This window comes from Ruegeria sp. CL7, assembly GCF_056536445.1.
Window position 1 is genome coordinate 1 of sequence record NZ_JBQFPQ010000001.1, and the last position, 21,694, is coordinate 21,694.

At 56.7% G+C, this 21,694-nt stretch carries 20 protein-coding genes; 12 read left to right on the forward strand and 8 right to left on the reverse strand.

Going from position 1 to position 21,694, the window contains the following annotated elements; genetic code table 11:
- Positions 1 to 90: 90 nt before the first annotated feature.
- From ACR0LI_RS00005 to ACR0LI_RS00015, 3 genes are read right to left on the reverse strand one after another with little or no spacing between them, the layout of a single operon-like run.
- Positions 91 to 1,419, reverse strand: a complete 1,329-nt coding sequence (locus ACR0LI_RS00005; RefSeq protein ID WP_171634614.1) for a sensor histidine kinase — start codon at positions 1,417 to 1,419, stop codon at positions 91 to 93.
- A complete protein-coding gene (locus ACR0LI_RS00010) occupies positions 1,419 to 2,078 on the reverse strand; it encodes a response regulator transcription factor (RefSeq protein WP_171634612.1) in 660 nt (219 codons plus the stop codon). The genes ACR0LI_RS00005 and ACR0LI_RS00010 overlap by 1 nt, the downstream gene beginning before the upstream one ends.
- 38 nt (positions 2,079 to 2,116) lie before the next feature.
- On the reverse strand, positions 2,117 to 2,764 hold the full coding sequence (locus ACR0LI_RS00015) for a hypothetical protein (RefSeq protein WP_210092777.1): 648 nt from the start codon (positions 2,762 to 2,764) through the stop codon (positions 2,117 to 2,119).
- Between the two features lie 210 nt (positions 2,765 to 2,974).
- On the opposite strand from ACR0LI_RS00015, the gene ACR0LI_RS00020 reads away from it, so the two are divergent.
- Positions 2,975 to 4,096: a hypothetical protein gene (locus tag ACR0LI_RS00020; RefSeq protein WP_480717792.1), complete on the forward strand. Its 1,122-nt coding sequence runs from the start codon at positions 2,975 to 2,977 to the stop codon at positions 4,094 to 4,096.
- A gap of 239 nt (positions 4,097 to 4,335) precedes the next feature.
- Here ACR0LI_RS00020 and ACR0LI_RS00025 read toward each other — a convergent pair whose 3' ends face one another.
- Positions 4,336 to 4,521, reverse strand: coding sequence for a hypothetical protein (locus ACR0LI_RS00025; protein WP_480717793.1), 186 nt, complete (start codon positions 4,519 to 4,521; stop codon positions 4,336 to 4,338).
- Positions 4,522 to 5,119: 598 nt separating this feature from the next.
- On the opposite strand from ACR0LI_RS00025, the gene ACR0LI_RS00030 reads away from it, so the two are divergent.
- The 8 genes from ACR0LI_RS00030 (at position 5,120) to ACR0LI_RS00065 (ending at position 14,530) form a co-directional block, all read left to right on the forward strand.
- The gene (locus tag ACR0LI_RS00030) at positions 5,120 to 5,497 is read left to right on the forward strand and encodes a nuclear transport factor 2 family protein (protein WP_171118898.1); all 378 of its coding nucleotides are present in this window, start codon (positions 5,120 to 5,122) and stop codon (positions 5,495 to 5,497) included.
- A gap of 186 nt (positions 5,498 to 5,683) precedes the next feature.
- Positions 5,684 to 7,477 (forward strand): PHA/PHB synthase family protein, encoded by a 1,794-nt coding sequence (locus tag ACR0LI_RS00035; RefSeq protein ID WP_480717794.1) that lies wholly within the window; start codon positions 5,684 to 5,686, stop codon positions 7,475 to 7,477.
- Positions 7,478 to 7,750: 273 nt separating this feature from the next.
- Complete coding sequence (locus tag ACR0LI_RS00040) at positions 7,751 to 8,737, forward strand: zinc-dependent alcohol dehydrogenase family protein (protein WP_480717795.1); 987 nt, start codon at positions 7,751 to 7,753, stop codon at positions 8,735 to 8,737.
- Between the two features lie 569 nt (positions 8,738 to 9,306).
- Positions 9,307 to 10,653, forward strand: coding sequence for a substrate-binding protein (locus ACR0LI_RS00045; protein WP_171634601.1), 1,347 nt, complete (start codon positions 9,307 to 9,309; stop codon positions 10,651 to 10,653).
- A gap of 105 nt (positions 10,654 to 10,758) precedes the next feature.
- Entirely contained in the window at positions 10,759 to 11,790 is a 1,032-nt protein-coding gene (locus ACR0LI_RS00050) for a branched-chain amino acid ABC transporter permease (protein WP_171118891.1), read from the forward strand.
- Positions 11,791 to 11,793: 3 nt separating this feature from the next.
- Positions 11,794 to 12,999: a branched-chain amino acid ABC transporter permease gene (locus ACR0LI_RS00055; RefSeq protein ID WP_171118889.1), complete on the forward strand. Its 1,206-nt coding sequence runs from the start codon at positions 11,794 to 11,796 to the stop codon at positions 12,997 to 12,999.
- A 10-nt stretch (positions 13,000 to 13,009) separates the two neighbouring features.
- Entirely contained in the window at positions 13,010 to 13,765 is a 756-nt protein-coding gene (locus ACR0LI_RS00060) for an ABC transporter ATP-binding protein (RefSeq protein ID WP_152459074.1), read from the forward strand.
- Between the two features lie 9 nt (positions 13,766 to 13,774).
- The gene (locus ACR0LI_RS00065) at positions 13,775 to 14,530 is read left to right on the forward strand and encodes an ABC transporter ATP-binding protein (RefSeq protein ID WP_171634599.1); all 756 of its coding nucleotides are present in this window, start codon (positions 13,775 to 13,777) and stop codon (positions 14,528 to 14,530) included.
- Positions 14,531 to 15,021: 491 nt separating this feature from the next.
- Here ACR0LI_RS00065 and ACR0LI_RS00070 read toward each other — a convergent pair whose 3' ends face one another.
- From ACR0LI_RS00070 to ACR0LI_RS00085, 4 genes are read right to left on the reverse strand one after another with little or no spacing between them, the layout of a single operon-like run.
- Entirely contained in the window at positions 15,022 to 15,819 is a 798-nt protein-coding gene (locus tag ACR0LI_RS00070) for an ABC transporter permease (protein WP_480717796.1), read from the reverse strand.
- On the reverse strand, positions 15,816 to 16,568 hold the full coding sequence (locus ACR0LI_RS00075) for an ABC transporter permease (protein ID WP_152459071.1): 753 nt from the start codon (positions 16,566 to 16,568) through the stop codon (positions 15,816 to 15,818). Before ACR0LI_RS00075 ends, ACR0LI_RS00070 begins: the two co-directional genes overlap by 4 nt.
- A 9-nt stretch (positions 16,569 to 16,577) precedes the next feature.
- Positions 16,578 to 17,342: a transporter substrate-binding domain-containing protein gene (locus ACR0LI_RS00080; protein ID WP_171722710.1), complete on the reverse strand. Its 765-nt coding sequence runs from the start codon at positions 17,340 to 17,342 to the stop codon at positions 16,578 to 16,580.
- A 37-nt stretch (positions 17,343 to 17,379) separates the two neighbouring features.
- Positions 17,380 to 18,177, reverse strand: coding sequence for an ABC transporter ATP-binding protein (locus ACR0LI_RS00085; protein ID WP_171634592.1), 798 nt, complete (start codon positions 18,175 to 18,177; stop codon positions 17,380 to 17,382).
- Positions 18,178 to 18,254: 77 nt separating this feature from the next.
- Here ACR0LI_RS00085 and ACR0LI_RS00090 point away from each other — a divergent pair, with 77 nt between their 5' ends.
- The 3 genes from ACR0LI_RS00090 to ACR0LI_RS00100 are packed head-to-tail and all read left to right on the forward strand — an operon-like array spanning position 18,255 to position 21,693.
- Positions 18,255 to 18,911 carry a TetR/AcrR family transcriptional regulator gene (locus tag ACR0LI_RS00090; protein WP_216598219.1) on the forward strand — a complete coding sequence of 219 codons (657 nt, stop codon included), beginning with the start codon at positions 18,255 to 18,257 and terminating at the stop codon, positions 18,909 to 18,911.
- Positions 18,908 to 20,092, forward strand: coding sequence for a pyridoxal phosphate-dependent aminotransferase (locus ACR0LI_RS00095; protein WP_480492191.1), 1,185 nt, complete (start codon positions 18,908 to 18,910; stop codon positions 20,090 to 20,092). The genes ACR0LI_RS00090 and ACR0LI_RS00095 overlap by 4 nt, the downstream gene beginning before the upstream one ends.
- A complete protein-coding gene (locus ACR0LI_RS00100; RefSeq protein WP_480717797.1) occupies positions 20,089 to 21,693 on the forward strand; it encodes a 5-guanidino-2-oxopentanoate decarboxylase in 1,605 nt (534 codons plus the stop codon). Before ACR0LI_RS00095 ends, ACR0LI_RS00100 begins: the two co-directional genes overlap by 4 nt.
- The last annotated feature ends 1 nt before the right edge of the window (position 21,694 follow it).

A 21,694-nucleotide genomic window follows, 5' to 3' on the forward strand; every position in this document is an offset into this window, starting at 1 on the left:
GTCGGTCAGCCAAAACAGATCAGACATGTTCACCGCCCGTTTTTCGAACCGTGAGTCACGCAACCCCGCTGAAATCAATGGGTCCTGACCCTAGCTCGAGATCTCGACCCGACATTCGAGACCACCGAGGGTACTGGAAGCGCCCAAAATCAGATGGGTGTCATAAGCTTTCAGCAAATCGACTGCTATCGTCAGTCCTAGCCCGCTGCCGGTGACCGATGTGTCCAAACGACCGCCGGACCGAAGTGCATCGCGGCGGGCGTCTTCCGGAATCCCGGGGCCGTCGTCTTCGATGCTGATTTCGATGCAACCGGGGTTGCGCTTGGCCGTCAAGCGTACACTTTTCCGGCACCACTTGACTGCGTTGTCCAGCAAGTTGCCCAACACCTCTTCAATATCTTGTGCATCCATGCGTACCCAGAGACCGGGGTCACGCACGATCTGCAGAGATTTGCCTTCGCGATCCGCTATTGTTGCAAACAGCCGTTCCAGCCTGTCGATAGCGTTTGTCAAATCCGTTCTCGAATGGGTTAAGTCCGCGGTATGCAAGGCTCTCAATCTGGCGAGAGATCGGCTCAATTGAGCATCGATCCGGTCCAACGCCTCCCGCGCGGTGCCCGTTGCAACTCCTGCACCGGAAAGCGTTTCCAGTTCGTTCCGCAAAATTGTGGCAGGAGTTTTCAAAGCGTGGGCCAAGTCGGCTGCCTGACGGCGAGATCCTGACACGATCTCACGATTCCGACGCAGAAGTTTGTTCAGGTCTTCAACCAGTGGAGCGACCTCTTCCGGATAATCAGCTGGTCTGAGATCTTCATCCTGATCCCAGCGATGCGCGACATCGGAACGCAATCTTCTTAAAGGCCCAAGTATGATAGTCATCAATAGAAGAGATCCGGCCACCCCTATCAGACCGACAAGGGCAAATACGGGCAATAGGCTTTGTTGTGCGGCACGGCGTTCGGCGGCAAGTTGAACCCGACTTTCGGCGACACTTACGCCCCAGACAGAGCCGTCTTCGTATGTGATTTTTTGAAAGGCACTGCGCAGGACCTCACCTTCGGGGCCATTCGTAGTCCACAGCGTTGGCGTATCTGGGTTGCCGGAAGGCTCGGCGATAACTTCGTCAAACAGTGACGCAGACGTAAAGATTTCTCCTTCGTCGTTGCTAACTTGCCAGTATCTACCAGAGTATGGAGAACTGTAAGCCGGATCGAACATCAGATCCCGGAGTGAATCGGGGCTTTGGGTGGTGACGCTCAATCCCACTACAAGCTGTGTGTGGCGGTCCAACAAAGCAGTGTCGAAGCGATCTGATACGCGGTTGTTGATGTAAGAAAAGACGGCAAGTGTACCTAATCCAACAGACACGGCTCCGGATGCAAAGCCTCCTAACAATGCCCGTTGACGCAGTGACAACATCAGGCAGAGTCAATCATATATCCGCGGCCCCGTACCGTTGTAATCAAGTCGGAGCCAAGTTTTTTGCGCAGACGGGTTATGAAGACTGCAATGGTATTGGAATCCCGGTCGCCGTCGTATTCATAGATATGTTCAGAAAGCTCGGTTCTTGAAATCATGCGCCCGGCATTGAGGGCCAGATAGGTAAACACAGCGATTTCCTGAGCCGTTAGATCGATCGGAACGCCATCAACCGTCACTCGCCCGTTGCGCGTATCCAGAACGACGTTACCCATCTCGATCACCGGGTTCAACTGGCCACTTTGCCGCCGCAAAATGGCGCGGACCCGGGCCGCCAGTTCTGGCATGTGGAACGGTTTGGTCATGTAGTCGTCCGCACCGGCATCAAGCCCGTCGACACGCTCACTCCAGCCATCGCGGGCGGTAAGTATCAGAACCGGGGTTTGCACGCCCGAACCACGCCACTCGCGCAGCACCGAGATACCGTCCCGTTCCGGCAGGCCGATATCCAGAATGATCACGTCGTACGGTTCGGTCGCGCCCAGATGTAACGCGTCGAGACCGTTGTTCACCACATCCACTACGCGACCTTCGGCATTCAACAGCTTTTTGATCTGATCGCAGAGGTGCGGTTCATCTTCTGCAAGCAAAACTCTCATGCACCAGCACTATATGCGCGTGTCTCGAAGTTTAAACATCATCTTTTTCCGCCGCTGTTTCCCCCGCCATTACCGCCGGAGTTTCCACCACCGTTGCCGCCGGAGTTTCCACCACCGTTGCCGCCGCTGTTTCCCCCGCCATTGCCGCCGGAGTTTCCACCACCGTTGCCACCGCTGTTTCCCCCGCCATTACCGCCGGAGTTTCCGCCACCGTTGCCGCCGCTGTTTCCCCCGCCGTTACCGCCGGAGTTTCCGCCACCGTTACCACCGCTGTTACCGTTGCCGCCACGGTTTCCATTGATGCCATTGTTCGCCGACTTCCCTTGCGATGCAGCAGCAGGATTGCCTGGCGCTGTCTTGGCAGCTTCAGTTACCTGCCGCCCAACACTTGACCGATTGGGTACAACAACACCAGTTTTTGCATTGACGATAACGCTGATTATCTTTCCATTCGGCTTTTTGACCAGAATTCGATAATAGACTTCATCTGTCTGAAAGGCACGCGCATTAACTGGGGTGCCGCCAAAAACTCGCTCTACACCCTTGATAACCTTTTTAAGCCGAATGGCTTGTCCCGAACTTGTCGCCTTGCGTAACTCCGCCTGCTTCAGTTCGCGGGCAGCCGCATCGCTTTCTCCGGGCTGGAGAACCGCGAAAAGGCAGGCAAGGATCAAAAGCTTTTTCATCTTCGGTACTTTTTACGGCGCTGACGCCCGATCAACCTAACGAAGGTTACATGAACCGTTGATGAACGACCAGTTTCCCGTGGGTTCAACATCAATGGGGTTAGATGACAAAAACTAGGACAAGAACCCGGCAAGGACATACGGCCTGTCGGAATCAAGTTTGTAATAGCGCTGACGACAGAAACTCAAAATTGAACAACGAGAAACGCCATGAAAAACACAATGACCGGATTGTTGAAAACCTCAGCTGTTGCCATCGCCCTGATGAGTTCCGCCGCGCTCGTTGGGGCGGTCGCCTTTCCTGATTCTGCCTACGCGAAAGGCGGCAACGGAAAAGGCGGCGGCAACGGCGGAGGAAACAGCGGCGGCAACGGTGGCGGCAACGGAGGTGGTAACGGAGGCGGTAACGGTGGCGGTCACGGCGGAGGGAACTCTGGCGGTAATGGCGGTGGGAACGGAAATGGCCATGGTAGCGGAAATGACGGAGCCGGAAACAGTAGTGGCAAAGGTTTAGGAAAGGGCGCATCCAAAAATGCAGGAAAGTCTGCAACTGGCAAGACAAGTAACAAAGCAACTGGAATCTCAGGATCGCGATCCCAATCTTCAAAAGGGAAAAAATTCTCTTTGAAAGAGATATTTGGTGGCAGGAAGTCCAAGGCCAATAAACCCAAATCCAAAGCAACGAAAACCGCGCGAACAATCACGTCATCGCCTACGGTCACCAGTTCAGTGCGCCCGGAAAAGCGTCCGACAGGACACAAAATGGCTTTGTTACTTGGGGCTCATCCGTCAGAGTTGGGCGCGTTGAACGCAGCAAATGCGAGTGAGACGGCCCTACTGAACGCCGCACCCAACTCACGAGTCGGCCGAATTGCTACTTATCGTGAAACGGTATTGGCTGGCGATGATCTGCGGGCGGCGCTGGAGGAGCAGCAGGATCTTCTGGACGGGATGACGCCGCCAGATCGTTCTGTTTCTGAAATCGAACAGGATCTTGAAGCGGCACAAACTGATGTTCAGGAAAAGCAGGATCGTGTGACCGAACTTGAAGAGGCGCTGGAAGACGCTGGTGGCACCGACCCAGACATCGAGGCAGCGCTTGAGGAAGCAAACAACGATCTACAGGACGCCATCGACACGGCTGAAAGTTTGGAAACCGAGAAACAGGATGCTGTCGAATATGAAGAAGCGGTTGCTGAGGTCGAGGACTTGACTGAGGCCGTTGAAGATCAAGGGCTGACTGAACGCGAAGCACTGGAAAACGCGGCAAACAAGCCCGTTACAGACGAGGTTGAGGCGGCAGTAAAATCACTGCTTGGGTTAGATGGCTAACAGTATTGGCTTGTTATTCTGCAAGCCGATGGTGGCCGGGTCGACCATGTCTTTACCACGAGCATGGCCGGCCCGGCGTCGTGTCGACACCACCTGATTAGATGGATGGAGATACGCTTTTAGCGTCGTGAACGCATTGAGGTTTCTCAATAATAGACCCGCTCCGATACGGAGCGGGCTTTGCAGTATCCTGATTTGGTCGCCGTAACCTGGAAGCGTGATGGCTTGTAATCGTCGTTTCAGGCGTCCTTGTTTGTCTCATCCAGTCGCTTGTTGTTAATGATGTCAGTTAGTGCATTCTCGATAGGAGGGAAGCGATTGGTGCTCGATTTTTCGGCGTTGGAACGCGCGCCGTGAACGGCGACATTTGAGGACTGCATAGTTGCAGGAACACAAGGCTCAACCCCAATGGCAGACTTGATCATTCTTTTCCCCTTCGACAAAGACGGGCTTTTTTTAGATAGCCCTGCGGGGAGTAGTATGAGCTAAACACTTTGAACACTCAGAGAATACATTGTTCACGTTCGGTTAATGTTGTCGCCCCGGTGTGAACAAAAGGTTGGGGGTAATCTTGCTGCTTGGAATAACCCGCCAATCAGGCGAACCCATCCAGCAGTGGCATTATTTGAGCAGGACGGTTCAAAGAATGCTGTTGTTTTTAATCGGTATTGCGCTTCTTAGCTGGTACCGTTGTTCTGGATTCATGGAAACCGCCTTGCCAGCGGTGACATGTTTATTCGAGATGCTGCGGTATTTTATGTGGTACTCTTAGATTCAGATTATTAAAAATCTAATAAAAACATAAAATTATGATATTAATTCGAAGACTCCTCGGTCCGCCACTGGTTTCCTCTCGCCCAACGATTGGCGGCGACTTGCTGCGCCCAAATTCACAAGGCGCTGTTCTGCCTGTTCCTAAGCAAGTCCGGTGGCCAATCTTTGCAGGGCCGTCTCATTTTGATCTTTGTCAAGGTTGAACGCGGGCCGCCGAGATACAGTCACCAATGTATCAGGAGGTCTTGCATGGAAAGACTGGTCGAAATTGGGCGGACATTTGTTCAGGCGATGCGTGATCGCAATGGCTTGGCAAGTGTTGACGAGATGTACGCGGAAAACGCTCAGTCCATAGAGGCGGTTGTGCCTCCGGTGCGGCAATTTCGGATTACAAAGGGTCGCGACGCCATCAAGGCAAAGCGGGAAGATTGGCTGAAAACGCATGAAATCCAAACGCTTACGGCAGATGGCCCTTTTGTTCATCCGCCCAATCGCTTTGGGGTGCGTTTCAATGCCGAGGTCGTGCAGAAAGACACCGGACAACGAATGAACCTTAGCGAAATTGCCATTTATTCAGTTGAGGATGGCAAGATTGTATTGGAAGAGTTCTTTATGTTGCCAAAATAGCGAACGGTACCTGGCAACACGGCTTCCCAAGCGCTCGCTGCCATTTCAGGAAGCCTCGCCAGGTCCGGCGCTGCAATCAAGTACGTCCAATCAAAATGGGCGGTTGACTGGTCGGTCCGGGGCCTGGTGGGCAGATGGAATTAGGTTTGCAGCATACTAGCACTCTGCCCGGATCGGAGAACCTAGATGACCGAACTCTCACTTGACAAGCTGTCTGCCGAGGTCGGGGTTTGTGCGGCAGATACCGACGAGAATGCCCCGCCACACCCCTATGAGAAACTTGACCGCGCAACGCGCGCGGCCCTTGCCCGTGCCACCGCCGGTGTTTCCCCGCATTCGATAATGGCCACCTGGATCGATTGGGCCCTGCACCTGGGTCGTTCCCCCGGACGCCAGCTTGAACTGACAGAACGCGCGGCACGTGATGCGGCCAAACTCTGGGTCTATGCCCGCGAGATGGCGACCGGCGCGAAGGCCACTCCGCCTTTTCAGCCATGTAAGCAGGATCACCGTTTCAATGCGCCCGGCTGGCAGAAGGCGCCGTTTTCCCTTTGGCAGCAGGCCTTTCTGAGCGCGCAGGATTGGTGGCAGGCCGCAACGGACGAAATGCCGGGCATCGCCCCCCGCGACGCCGAACGCGCGCAATTTCAGATTCGCCAGGCGCTTGATCTTGTCTCTCCTTCGAACTTCCCGTGGTCAAACCCGGAAATCATCAATCGCACCTTTCAGACCGGCGGTCGCAATTTGATAGAGGGCGCCGCCCATTTCCTTGAGGATGTTGCCCATACCATAACGCAACAGCACGAACCTGCCCCTGAGGGTTATGAAATCGGTAAAGACATTGTCGCGACCCCCGGCAGGGTTGTTTATCGCAACGCGCTGTTCGAGCTGATTCAATACACACCAAGCACCAAGCGCGTGCAGGCGGAACCGATCCTTTTCGTGCCTGCATGGATCATGAAATATTATGTGCTCGATCTGTCCCCGGAAAACTCCATGGTGCGGCATCTGGTCGAGCAGGGCTTTACCGTGTTCATGATTTCCTGGGTCAACCCCACCGCTGATCAGGCTGATCTCAGCCTCGAGGATTATCGCCTGAACGGTGTCATGGCCGCGATCGAGGCCATCGAGAAAATCGTTCCGGGCCAAAAGATCCACGCCAATGGGTATTGCCTTGGCGGCACACTTCTGGCGGTTGCTGCCGCGGTGATGCAACGCGATGGCGATGACCGGCTTGCAAGCGTTACGCTGATGGCGGCGCAGGTTGATTTCGCCGAAGCCGGTGAGCTTTTGCTGTTTATCGATGACAGCCAGGTCGCTTTTGTAGAAGACCTGATGTGGTTGCAGGGCTATCTTGATCGCCCTCAGATGACACGAACTTTTACGACAATCCGCGCCGAGGATCTGATCTATGCCCGGGCTGTCCGTCGCTATTTTCTGGGTGAAGACGACCTGCCTACGGATCTGACCGTCTGGAACAATGACACGACCCGGATGCCGGCGCGAATGCATTCCGAATATTTGCGCGGTCTGTTCCTGGAAAACCGGCTGAGCGCTGGGCGCTTTTCTGTCGAAGGTCGGGTCGTTGCGCTCAAGGATATACGCGTACCCATGTTTGTGGTCGGAACGGAATCCGACCATATTGCCCCGTGGCGATCAGTGTACAAAATTCGGCTGTTTACCGACGGAGACCTCACCTTCGTGCTGACCAACGGTGGTCACAATGGCGGCATCCTGAGCGAGCCGGGGCACAAGCACCGCCACTATCGGTTGGGCCACAGGCCGGCGGACGCGCTGTATACCTCGCCGGATGAGTGGTTCGAGTCGGCCGAAGTAAAGCAAGGTTCCTGGTGGCCTGCGATGGTGGATTGGATCAAAGACCGTTCATCGGGCGAAACCGCGCCGCCGCCGATGGGCGGAAAGCGAAGGGGGGCTGAAAACCTGCCCAAAGCGCCGGGCAGCTGCATTCTTCAGGCCTGAAACCGGCGGCGAAGGTCAGACCCGTCAGTGCCCTGTCCATCTCCTTTGGACATCCTGCGCAAGCCCTTCAGGTGAAGTTGCGATTTTGGTCGCTCGGTTGGATCTGGGACTTTGCGATGGATCAAGCCTTGCTGCGGCGCAGGTGTGTTATCGTGCAGGTCGTCGAAACCCTGTGCCACATTTGCGGGTTAGTCGAAGGCCAAGCCCGCAATATGCAACGAAAAGAGGCAATACACAGATGATTTCGGGCGGATGTATCTGGAGAGTTGGACCATGACACGCGCAATGGTTTTGAACGAGGCCGGCCGCGCGCTGAGACTGGAAGACATGGAACTTCCGACGCCGGGCCCTCATGATATCGAGATCCAGATCGAGGCTTGTGGTGTTTGCCGAACGGATCTTCACATCGTCGATGGTGACCTCGAACATCCTGAACTTCCACTGGTTCCGGGCCACGAAATCGTTGGGCGGATCGTGCGAAAGGGGGATGCCGTTACAGGGCTGGATGCCGGTCAGCGCGTGGGTGTGCCATGGCTTGGATCCACATGTGGGAAATGTCCGTATTGCCATCGCGCACAGGAAAACCTATGTGACGCGCCGGTGTTCACGGGATACACGCGAAACGGAGGATTTGCCGAAGCCTGCCTTGCGGATGCACGGTATGTCTTTGCCCTGCCAGAGGTTGCCGATCCGGTTGCACTGGCGCCGTTGTTATGTGCCGGGCTTATCGGGTTTCGCTGTCTGCGAATGGCCCAGGATGCCAAGAATATCGGCTTTTATGGCTTCGGAGCTGCCGCGCATATCCTTGCACAACTGGCCGTCTGGCAGGGCCGGAATGTATATGCGCTGACCCGGCCCGGCGATATCGAGGCACAGGAGTTTGCGCGTGACCTTGGCGCGGTTTGGTCTGGTGGGTCTGACGAGCGACCACCGGTGGAACTGGATGCTGCAATCATATTCGCACCTCTCGGGACCCTTGTGCCCAAAGCGCTTCAAGCTGTCCGAAAGGGCGGCCGCGTGGTTTGCGGCGGAATTCACATGAGCGACATTCCGTCCTTTCCCTACAGCGATCTTTGGGGGGAACGCCAAATCCTGTCTGTCGCAAACCTGACGCGTCAGGATGGTGAGGCGTTTTTTGCAATGGCCCAAGCCGCTGGCATCCAGACACGGATCCAAAGATATTCACTGAAGGACGCCAACACAGCCCTCGCGGATCTGAGCGCCGGACGATTGCAAGGGGCAGCGGTTTTGGTTCCCTGACCAATGGTCTGTCGCGCCCCGCACCGGCTTGACAAGTCACAGCGGACGTCAGCATCCGAAATTAGGGTGGTGCCTTAGGCAAACGGATCCTGATCGTGGAATGGACGAAACACCGGAACACGAAAGACCGCTCAGCGTACTGGGATGTCGCCCACGCGTGCAGGATATGATCATACCGGCGGACTCGTGGACGATCATGCGCCAACAATCAAACTGGACCGTCAGATGAGCGAAGAGCTTGTTTCCATTCAGCGTGTTGAAAATGCTGGCTTTGTATTGCAAATCGGCTTTTGGTGCCGCAGAGAACGAATATTGGTGTCATGCCTGACAACCGTGTCATTGATATTTACATTTAAATATATGAAAAATATGTATTTAAATTAAATCAAACAAAAAAGTTTTTCAAATGATCTTGGTTTTCGTCAAGACGTTTACAAAATTTTGTTTCAAATCCAGTAATTTGTTGTGAAATTTTCCACCGCCTTTCCATTATTGAAATGCACATAAGTGCGCTTTCGTCTGCTGGAAGAGGAGCCAGACGACGAGAGAAAGGGAAATGGGAGGAATTAATGACCAATAAATCTGTCACACGCCGCGGCGTGTTGAAGTCTGGTGCCGTTGCAGGCACCGGTCTGGCCCTGCCTACGATCTTCACGGCTTCGTCGGCGGCCGCTTACACCAACGAACCAACCGGAGGGTCCGTGACCCTGGGCTTCAATGTTCCCCAGACCGGGCCGTATGCGGAAGAGGGCAATGACGAGCTGCTGGCGCAACAGCTGGCGGTGGAACACCTGAACGGAGAGGGTGACGGCGGTTGCCTGAACACCTTCACGTCGAAGGCGCTGAAGGGCAATGGCATCCTCGGCAAGAAGGTCGAGTTCGTCACAGGTGACACCCAGACCAAGTCAGACGCCGCACGTGCGTCCGCAAAGTCGATGATCGAAAAAGACGGTGCGATCATGATCAACGGCGGGTCGTCCTCGGGCGTGGCCGTTGCGGTTCAGGGCCTGTGTCAAGAAGCGGGTGTGATCTTTATGGCGGGTCTGACCCACGCCAACGACACGACCGGCAAGGACAAGAAGGCCAATGGTTTCCGCCATTTCTTCAACGCCTACATGTCGGGCGCTGCGCTTGCGCCGGTGCTGGCGGCCGAGATGGGCAACGACCGCCGCGCCTATCACCTGACGGCGGACTACAACTGGGGCTGGACCCAGGAAGAGTCGATCGTCGCCTCGACCGAAGCCCTGGGATGGGAAACGGTCAACACCGTCAAAACGCCGCTCGCGTCAACAGACTTCTCGTCCTACATCACTCCGGTTCTGAACTCGGGCGCGGATGTTCTGGTTCTGAACCACTATGGCGGCAATATGGTGAATTCGCTGACCAACGCGATTCAGTTCGGCCTGCTCGACAAAGTTGCCAACGGCAAGGACTTCAAGATCGTCGTGCCGCTGTATTCGGAGCTGATGGCCGCCGGTGCGGGCGAGAACATCAAGGGCGTGCTGGGTTCAATGAACTGGAACTGGCAGTTGCAAGATGAAGGCACAAAAGCCTTCGTGAAATCCTTCGGCGAGAAATACGGCAAGCCGCCGTCCAACTCGGCCCAGACCTGCTATGCCCAGGTTCTGCTGTACGCGGATGCGTGCGAGCGCGCCGGCACCTTCAACCCATGCGGCGTCGTCGAGGCCCTGGAAGGCTTCGAGTTCGACGGGCTGGGCAACGGTCCGACCCTGTACCGCGCCGATGACCACCAGTGCTTCAAAGACGTGCTGGTCGTGCGTGGCAACATGAACCCGACCAACGCCTATGACACGCTGGAGATCGTCGAGATCACCCCACGCGCGCAGGTCGAATACGATCCGGAGCATCCGATGTTTGCCGGTGGCGCACTGGGTGAGTGTAACCCGGGCGCATAAGACCGCGTATCAAAGTCTGGCTGCCAAAATGGTGGCCAGACATCTACAGCAGGGTTGATCCTGTTGTGCCACTCAATTCACACTGACCAACCCTGAGGTGGGCCAATGGACGCCATCCTATTGCAAATTCTGAACGGTCTGGACAAAGGGTCGGCTTATGCGCTGATTGCGCTGGGGCTGACGCTTATTTTTGGGACGCTCGGCGTTGTGAACTTTGCCCATGGGGCCCTGTTCATGATCGGTGCGTTCTGTGCCGTCACTTTGCAAAAGCTCATGAACCTGAGCTTTGTAACCATCGACGAGAGCCAAACCGACTTTCTTGGCAACCCGCTGAAAGTGGAAACCCCTTATGTCGAGGCATGGTTCGGCCCGGAGTTTGGTGCGACGATCATCGACTGGTCCGTTCCATTGGCAATCCTGTTTGCGATCCCGATCATGCTGGCGGTTGGTTATGTGATGGAACGCGGGCTTATCAAGCATTTCTACAAGCGCCCTCACGCGGACCAGATCCTTGTCACGTTCGGCCTGGCGATCGTGTTGCAGGAAATCGTAAAGTACTTCTTCGGTGCCAACCCCATTCAGACGCCGCCGCCCGACGCGCTGAGTGGCTCTATCGACCTTGGCACGATGATCGGGTTTGATCCCAACGCGATCATCTACCCGATCTGGCGCCTGGTCTATTTTGGCTTTGCGGTTGCCATTATCGGTGCCGTCTTCTCATTCCTGCAATTCACCACCTTCGGCATGGTTGTGCGCGCCGGCATGGCGGATCGCGAAACTGTGGGTTTGCTGGGGATCAATATCGACCGGCGTTTTACGATCATGTTCGGTATCGCTGCCGCGGTGGCCGGTTTGGCGGGCGTCATGTACGGGCCGCTCAACCCACCAAACTATCACATGGGGATGGATTTTCTGGTCCTCAGCTTCGTTGTGGTTGTCGTTGGTGGCATGGGGTCTCTTCCCGGCGCGGTGCTGGCTGGCTTTCTGCTGGGCATTCTCGAAAGCTTCGCCTCTACGACCTGGGCCACAACGACGATCCCGGGCATCAACCAAATCATCATCTACCTTGTTGCCATTATTGTGCTGCTCACACGCCCGCGCGGTTTGATGGGACGCAAAGGCGTGATGGAGGAATAATCGATGTTGGGACTGAACAAAAAAGACACCAGCCTGCTGATCATCGTCGGCATCCTGACGATGCTGGCACCCTTCATCCTGAATCCGTTCCCGGAAGGCAGCGCCATGGCGCAGTTCAACGCGGGCTATCCGGATCTGATGCAGCGTTTTGTGATTTTCGGCATCTTTGCCATCGGCTTCAACATCCTGTTCGGCCTTACCGGATACCTGTCATTCGGACACGCGGCCTTTCTGGGCGTTGGATCCTATTCCGCCGTATGGATGTTTAAGCTGCTGAGTTACAACATCATCCCGGCCATCGCACTCAGCGTTGTGGTCGCCGGGGTATTCTCATTGCTGATCGGATTTGTCAGCCTGCGCCGGTCGGGCATCTATTTTTCGATCCTCACGCTGGCCTTCGCCCAGATGAGCTTTGCGTTGGCTTACTCGGTGTTGTCCAACCCCAAGTTCAACTTGACGAACGGGGAAACGGGATTGCAGGTTTACGCGGATGATCCACAGATTCTGCAAGGGGCGAACTCGCCGGACCTGCCGCATCTGTTCGGGTTGCCGATGCGCGCAACCTACACGCTGGACGTGGGCGCATGGAGTTTTGATTTCAACGCGGGATACTATCTGTGTGCGGTGATCATGATGGTGGTATTCTATCTGTCCATCCGAATTTTTCGTTCACCTTTCGGGATGATGCTGCGGGCCGTCAAATCAAACCAGCAGCGGATGAACTACACTGGCCTGAACTCGAAACCGTACACGCTGGCAGCTTTTGTCATCTCGGGCATGTATGCCGGCCTGGCTGGTGGGCTGATGGCCGCAATGGACCCGCTGGCAGGTGCCGAACGCATGCAGTGGACCGCATCGGGCGAGGTCGTTCTGATGACGATCCTGGGCGGCACCGGCACACTGATCGGGCCGGTGCTGGGTGCAGGCTTCATCAAGTACTTCGAAAATATTTTCTCGAAGATCAACGACAACGTGTTGCACAGCTGGTTTGCATTCCTGCCTGACGGGCTGGAGGACGCTGTGGTTTTCTTGATCCATCCGTTCATCGGCAAGGGATGGCATCTGACGCTGGGCATTCTTTTCATGCTTGTCGTTATCTACTTGCCGGGTGGTCTTGTCGAAGGTGGTCAGCGTTTGCTGAACCGGCTCAAGCGCAAGAAATCAAAATCCGACGACGCGACGTCGGGCAAAACGGAACCGGCGGAATAAGGGGCGAGCCATGGCAATTCTAAGAGTCAAAGACGTCAGCAAGCGCTTCGGCGGCCTCAAGGCGCTCACGGATGTGAATCTCAGTGTCGAGGAGAATTCGGTTCACGCAATCATCGGGCCCAATGGTGCGGGCAAGTCGACCTTGCTGAATTGTCTGGTCGGCAAGCTCATGCCAGATACCGGGTCCGTATTGTTCGACAACGCATCGGTCTTGGGGCTTGAACCCTTCCAGATCAACCAGATGGGCATAAGCCGCGTGTTTCAAACACCAGAGATTTTTGGTGAATTGACGGTGATGGAGAACATGTTGATTCCGATCTTCGCCATGCGGGATGGCGCGTTCCGGATGCATGCATACGAGACCATCGCCAACGAAAAAGCTGTTGTTGAACAGGCCGAAGCCATGCTGGAAGAGATGAACATGGCCGACAAGCGTGAGATGCATGCGGCCTCGCTGTCGCGCGGCGACAAGCGCCGGCTCGAGATTGGCATGTGCCTCAGCCAGAATCCGAGGCTGTTGCTGCTGGACGAACCGACGGCGGGGATGGCGAGGGCGGATACCAACAACACGATCGACCTGCTGAAACAGATCAAGGAAGAACGCGACATCACCATCGCGATCATCGAGCATGACATGCATGTTGTCTTCAGCCTTGCCGAACGCATCACTGTTCTGGCCCAGGGGACACCCCTGGTTGAAGATACTCCTGAAAACATCCGCGGAAACCCAAAGGTTCGCGAAGCCTATCTGGGCGAGGCTGCGTAAGGAAACGCTATGAACGAGAAACCTGACTTTTCGAAAAACGCCAATCTGGCCAGCACCGCCCCTGCGTTTCTTTCCGTTTGGGATATGCACTCCTATTACGGAGAAAGCTATATCGTGCAGGGTGTCAGCTTCAATGTGCATGAAGGCGAGATTCTTGCTCTTCTTGGGCGAAACGGTGCGGGCAAAACCTCGACACTGCGCTCGATTGCAAGGGTCGCAGAACCCGAAGTAAGACATGGCGAAATCTGGTTGGACCACAAACCGCTGCACAACATGACAAGCTATGAAGCAGCAGCGGCTGGCCTTGGCCTTGTACCGGAAGACAGGCGCATTATTCCCGGCTTGACAGTCGAAGAAAATCTGCAACTTGCACAGATTGCTCCTCCGATCGGATGGTCCCTTGAACGGCTTTACGAGCTGTTTCCGCGTCTCGGTGAGCGCAGGAAGCAGGAAGGGATTACATTGTCGGGTGGCGAACAGCAGATGCTGTCAATCGCCAGAGCGCTTGCCAGGGACATCAAGGTACTGCTTTTGGATGAGCCGTATGAAGGTTTGGCGCCTGTTATCGTCGACGAAATCGAAAAAACCCTCATACATGTCAAGCAGCAGGGTATGACCACGATCATCGTTGAACAGAACGCCGTGCGCGCTTTGGAGTTGGCGGACCGCGCGATCATTCTTGACACCGGTACCATCGTGTTCGACGGAACGGCAAAAGAAGTGCTTGAGGACACCAGTCTTCGTGAGGAGTATCTGGCGATCTGAGCGTTGTTCTGATTGGCAAACAGACCCGATGGGTATCACCAGTTCGTGGCTCACCATGACCCGCGTTCAGGGCAGATACTGCCCATTCGCGCGATCAAAGGTGTTTCACCCCAAAAAATGATGATCGTCGGCTCAAACCCGAATGCGGGTTTGCGGCATTAGGTTCTGTCGGGCCTGCGCTGAATGCGCGCCTCATGCAACGCGCCCCAAAGGACGAGGGGCAAGTTTGCAATGCTTCGCGACATCCGCCACTGCGCCGACCAGAAGATTGCGCCGCGGTGTTCCAGGTCGTTGTGCAATGGATAAGAAAGTCAGGCTCTGCCCCTGGGCTGCCAGTGCCTTCGCCGCAGGGGCCTGCAAGCCGAACCTTCCCCAAATCATTTCGGGCAACCGTTTGATCGTGTGCCCATGGTTTCGATCGATCTGCAAACGCGCCGACGAAATCTGTGCCCGGAGTTGGGCAGTGGGTCTCGCTTTACTTCCGGCTTGTACTATCCGGCTGGCCCATTTCGGCTTCCGGTTCCCAGCACCTTCACTTCCAGCCAGTGGAACATCAGGGCAATAATACCGGCAACGAGAATGTAGAATACGGCCAGCAGGATGAGCGGCTCGTAGATGATGAACGTGTCGGACCGCACCCGCGATGACACGGCATAGATATCAACCACCGTAATCGTGGCGACCAAGGGCGTCGCCTTCAACTGGAGGATGGTTTCACCGCCCAGGGTTGGCAGAACGTTGCGGATTGCCTGCGGTAGCCAGATGCGGCGGAACATTGTCAGCCTGGGCATGCCAAACGCCCTTGCCGCCTCCAGCTGACCTTTGGCGACGCCTTTGAAGGCTCCGCGCATTACCTCACCTTCGTAGCCGGCATAAGAAAGCGTTAGTGCCAGCACCGCATAAGGCCAGGCCTGACGCAGATACGGCCAAAGCTCGGACGATCGTATCCAGGGGAATTGAGGGAACAATGAGCCGAGGCCATAATACAGCAACCAAAGCTGCAAAAGCAGGGGTGTGCCCCGAATGATGGTGCAAAACGCCTTGGCGGGGGCCGCAAGGTACCAGGGTCCAACGGCCTGGGCCAACCCGAGTGGTACGGCCAGCAGAAATCCGAGAACGACGGTGACAACAAGCAGCCAGAGCGTGGTCCAGATTCCCTGCAAGGCAAGCGGGGCGTATTTTGGCAACCAGTCCCATCGCAAAGACATGGCACACCAGATTACGATCCCGGAAAAGATCAGCATCATCACGATGCGATGGGGTTGCATCAAAGACCTGAGATCGATCATCTGCCACCTCCTTTCAGAGAAGGTTGACCGCGACGCGCCCATTTTTCGATCCGCGCGAAGATGGCGCCCGAAAACAGGGTGACCATGAGATAGAGAAAACCCGCCGCCAGAAAGAAGGTGAAATAGGCGCGTGTGCTGCTGGCGGCCTGCCGGGTTTCCAGTGTCAGTTCGTTGAATCCCACGACCGCGAGCAGGGCGGTGTCCTTGGTGGCGATCAGCCACAAGTTGGCCAGGCCGGGTACGGCAAAGCTCATCATGGCGGGGATCGTCACGCGGCGCATGGTCATGAAGGCGGGCATCCCGTAGGATTTGGCGGCCTCGATCTGTCCGGGTGGAACCGCCTGTATGGCTCCGCGCAGGATCTCGGTTGCATATGCGCCCTGTACAACGCCCAGAACCCAAATGCCCGCAGCGACGCCATTGACCTCGACCCGACCTCCACCCATTGCAGCAGAGATTTTGTTGATGATGTCAGATCCCACGTAATACAGGATCAGGATCAGGACCAGTTCCGGCACGGCCCGGATCACGGTCGTGTAGATGGCAAGAAGATCGCGCGTGACCTTCCCGCCATAAAGCTTGCCATAGGCTCCGAACAATCCGATCACGAGGCCGAGCGCATATGCACCAAAAGCGATCTGCAATGAGTGGGACAATCCGCGCAGCAGATTGCCCCCCCAACCCGGTGGCGACAGCGACAGAAGCTCTGCGCTCTGCGCCAATCCAAGCGATTCCAACAGTCCGGTCACGGCAGCCGCTTAGTAGATGCTGGCCGAGAAATAGTTCGAAGTGATCTTCTCGTGCGTTCCATCGGCAAGAATTGCCGCGATGCCCTTGTTCAGCGCTGCAAGCAGGTCATCGTCGCCCTTGCGAACACCCGCACCAACACCCCGGCCCAGGATGGCCGGATCATCTGCGACGGCGCCTTTGATTTCACAGCATACCCCGGCATCCGAGTTCACGAAGTCCGCCATGGCGATACTGTCGGCCTGAGTGGCGTCAATACGACCTGCGAACAGGTCCTGGTTGGCCTCATCCTGAGTTTGATAAACCTTCAGTTCGGAATCCTTGAAATATTCCTGCGCATAAGCCTGGTGGATGGTCGACGCCTGAACGCCGACAACCTTACCGGCCAGCGACTCGGGGGTCGCTTCGATATCCATCGATTTGTCCGCGACGATGACGGCAGGTGTGTTGTAGTAAGGATCGCTGAAATCAATGGTTTTCAGCCGCTCTTCGGTGATCGACATAGACGCCATGATGGCGTCGATCTGCTGTCCGGTCAGCGACGGGATGATACCATCCCAGGCGACCGGCGTGATAACACAGTCAAGTTCCGCAGCAGCGCAGACAGCATTGATGACATCGATCTCCCAGCCGACCCAATTGCCTGAACTGTCCAGCGACGCGAATGGCGGGTAAGGTTCGGCTGCGATGCCGATCTTGACCTCTTCTGCACTGGCGATACCAGCCGAAAGGACAGCGGCGGCAAGGCCGGACGCGAGCAGTTTCTTGACGTTCATTTTGATACTCCCTTTTGGTTCATTTTGTTTTTTAGGTTCAGGCGACCGAGCTGAGGAACTGCTTAAGGCGCTCTGATTTTGGGTTTCCGAAGACCTCGGCAGGTGGGCCCTGCTCTTCGATGCGGCCCTCGAAGAGATAGACAACGTGGTCTGCGACTTCGCGTGCGAATTTCATTTCATGGGTGACAAGCAGCATTGTGCGCCCTTCGGCGGCAAGATCGCGGATCACGGTCAGAACTTCGCCAACAAGCTCGGGATCAAGCGCCGACGTCGGTTCATCGAAAAGCATCACCGAAGGATCGACCGCAAGCGCCCGGGCAATGGCGGCGCGCTGTTGCTGACCACCCGAAAGATAGGCCGGATAGGTGTCAGCCTTGTCGCCAAGGCCCACCCGCGTCAGCAATTCATGCGCCCGTGCGATCGCCTGGGCCTTTGGCACCCTGAGCACATGCACTGGCACTTCGATCACGTTTTCCAGAAGCGTGCGGTGTGTCCACAGATTGAACTGCTGGAAAACCATGGCCAGACGCGTGCGGATACGTTCGATCTGGCGGCGGTTGGAGGGGCTGCCATCGGTGTGCATTTCAACGGGTTCCCCGCCGATGGTTATCTTTCCGGAACTCGGCGTTTCCAGAAAGTTGATGCAGCGCAGCATGGTGGATTTTCCAGAGCCTGACCCCCCGATAATGGCAACAACATCCCCCTTGTTTGCGGTCAGGGATACGCCTTTCAAAACCTCCAGCGTGCCAAAGGATTTGTGCAGATCCTCAACCTTGATCGCTTCGTCGGGCGTGGTTGTTTCGGGTGCGGGTGAAACTGCTTTGGCTGTGTCCATATCCAAGAATCTTCTGATTTCAGCTTGCAGTAAGCCCCGAATCTCGCAATTATGCAAGTGTATAATAACTCCGTGCCATGGATGACACTGACGTGCAGGACGAAAGCCGCAAATTCAAACGTGAGTCTGCCGAGGTTCGCCGCGAGGCGCTGATTCTGGCGACTTTGGACCTGATCGCCGAGATGGGCGTTCGGGGTGCCACGGTGCGCGAGATCGCAGCCCGTGCGAATGTGACCCAAGGTTTGATCCGGCACTATTTCTCATCCAAGGACGAACTGGTTCAGGCGGCATATGAGCACCACATGAATACGCTGACGGACCAGACAGCGGCGTCATCAGGAACCGGAAGCGCGGTTTCTCAGTTGACCAACTTCGTCGACGCGTCACTGCGACAGCCGATCGTCGATCCAAGCGCCGTGGCGTTGTGGGCGGGTTTCCTGAACAAGGTGCAGCATGACCCGAAAATGCAGCGCATTCACCAGCGAACCTATGACTATTTCCGGGATCACCTCGAGAAGCTGATCGTCGCGGCATTGCAGGAAGCCGGGCGTTCGGTTGACGCGTCAGAGGCAATGCAACTGGCCATCGCCTGCAACGCGGTGATCGACGGCCTGTGGCTGGAAGGGGGCGCGCTTCCGGATGCGTTTTCCGAAGGCCAGCTGGCGCGGATCGGTTTGGATTCCGTCAGCGCCATCGTCGGGATTCCATTGACCAAAGGGGTGGAGCAGTCATGAAGACCACATCGGTGACAGAACGGTTGGCGGGCTTGGGTGGCGCCAAATGGGGCGTACATCTGAAAGCCCGCGACCTTATCAAGGCCGGAGCGGACATCGTCGAAATGACGATAGGAGAACCGGACGTTCCGGTGCCGGACGTGCTGGTCGAAGCCACCGTTGCATCATTGCGGGCGCAGCGGACAGGGTACTCCAACGGGCGCGGTGAAGCAGGGCTGCTTGACGCTCTGGCTGCGCGCTATTCTGCCTCTCGCGGGCGGGCTTTCGAGCCCGGGAATTTTCTGTGCTTTCCCGGCACGCAAACCGCCCTTTTCGCAGCCATGGCCGGGGTCGCCGAGGCGGGCGACGAAGTTCTGGTCGGCGATCCGATGTACGCGACCTATGAAGGTGTCATTCGTGCATCCGGGGCCGAGATGGTACCCGTACCGCTGCGGCCCGAGAAAGGGTTTCGCATGCAGGCCGCAGATATCGCGGCCCGCATCACTCCGCGCAGCCGCGCCATTCTTCTGACAACACCGCATAACCCGACTGGCGCGATCCTGACCGCCGCGGACATTGCCGAGATCGGGCAGCTGGCGATTGCGCGTGATTTGTGGATCATCTCGGACGAGGTCTATGAAGAACTGATCTTTGACGGTGCACGATTTGTTTCACCATTGGCAGATCCGGAACTGGCGGATCGTGTCATTGGCGTATCATCCATCTCGAAGTCTCATGCCGCTCCGGGGTTCCGCAGTGGCTGGTGTGTCGGGCCCGCCGCGTTCTGCGAAGCGCTGCTGCCCTATTCCGAGACCATGCTTTTTGGCAATCAGCCGTTCATCGCGGACATGACCGAAAAAGCGATCCGTGACGGGTCCGAGGTTGCCCCCGGGATGGCCGCCCGCTTTTCTGGCCGCGCCACCCTGTTGGCCGATCGTCTTGAAGCTGAAACGGATCTGATTGTTCACCGGCCCGAAGCGGGAATGTTCGCACTCATTAATGTCTCTGCCACCGGGCTGGATGGCGAAGCCTATGCCTGGGATCTGCTACAGGCCGGGGTGGCCGTCATGCCGGGATCCGCCTTTGGTGACAGCCTGAAGGACTGGGTGCGGGTCGCTTTGACTATCAATGACACGGATTTTGGTACTGCGGTTTCCCGTATCATCGATCACGCCAACAGCAAATCACGCGAGGTCGCATGAGCAGTATGACAGTTGGCGAAGCTCTGGTTGCCGGGCTGCGCCAGCGGGATGTGACCTGCGTCTTCGGAATTCCGGGCGTTCACACGGTGGAACTGTACCGAGGGCTTGCGGCTTCGGGCATACGACATGTGACGCCCAGACACGAACAGGGGGCGGGTTTCATGGCCGATGGCTATGCCCGTGTGTCGGGCAAACCGGGTGTTGCCTTTGTGATCACCGGCCCCGGATTGACCAATACGCTGACGCCGATGGCGCAGGCGCGGGCCGATTCAATACCGATGCTGGTGGTGTCCGGCGTCAACAAAACCGGATCGCTTGGCAAGGGCTTGGGGCATCTGCACGAATTGCCGGACCAAATCGGGCTGGCGAAAACGGTTGCGTTGGTGTCCGAACAGGTCACCGGCCCCAGCGCTCTGGCCCCGGTTTTGGACCGCGTTTTTCACGGCCTCAGCAATGGTCGCCGCGGGCCGACGCATATCGAGGTTCCGTTGGATGTCGCAGCGGCGGACTATCAGGAAACAGCAGTCGAGACGCCTGACCCTGATCCTCCGGTCAGCCCGGAATTGATCAGACAGGCTGCAGGGCAATTGGCTGAGGCAAAGAAAGTCGTCATTCTGGCGGGCGGCGGCGCGAAACGTGCCGAGGCGGGATTGCAAGCACTGGCCGAAGCTCTGGGTGCCCCTGTTGTGCAAACCGTCAACGCGCGCGGCCTGATGCACGGACATGCCCTGACCGTTCCGGCCAGCCCCAGCCTGAACGCGGTGCGCGCATTGTTGGAAAGCGCCGATTGCGTTCTGGCCTTGGGAACCGAGCTGGGGCCGACCGATTATGACATGTATGCCACCGGCCAGTTTGCGAAACTGCCAAACCTGATACGGGTTGATCGGTGCAGCGATCAGCTTTCGCGGCACGAGGCAGCGATTGCCATTCAAGGTGACGTAGGCTTGGTTGTGCCAGCGCTGTGTAAGGCCTTGCCGCAGAGGGCACGGCAAAGCGACGGTGCGGACCGTGCCAGAAAAACGCGCGATGCGGCCTGGCAGGAGATTGGTCCGGATTATCGCCAACAGGTGGAGATACTGAATGCGATGCGCTCGGCGTCTCCGGATGCTCTGATGGTCGGGGATTCCACCCAGCCAATTTATGCCGGCAATCTTTACTATGACCACGACCGGGCTGGCGGCTGGTTCAATGCGGCAACGGGCTATGGTGCGCTTGGTTATGGCATACCCGCAGCCATCGGTGCGTCGATTGCCGATCCAACGGCGCGGGTAATATGCATCGTCGGTGATGGCGGGGCGCAGTTTTCTATGCCGGAAGCAATGGCCGCAGTAGACGAAAACCTGCCGGTCACGTTCGTGATCTGGAACAATCACGGGTACCGGGAAATCGCCACATCGATGCAGGATGCAGGCGTGACGGTCATTGGATGTGACCCCACACCCCCCGATTTTGCAGCAACGGCCAGATCCTTTGGCATTCCACACACCAGGGTTCCCGATAAGCCGCAGTCCATCGCGCAAGCGTTACGCGAAACGGCGTCCATGGGCGGGCCCGCGATGATCGAAGTCACCGCCCGAAAATTCGAACCTCAGAGAGATTGAA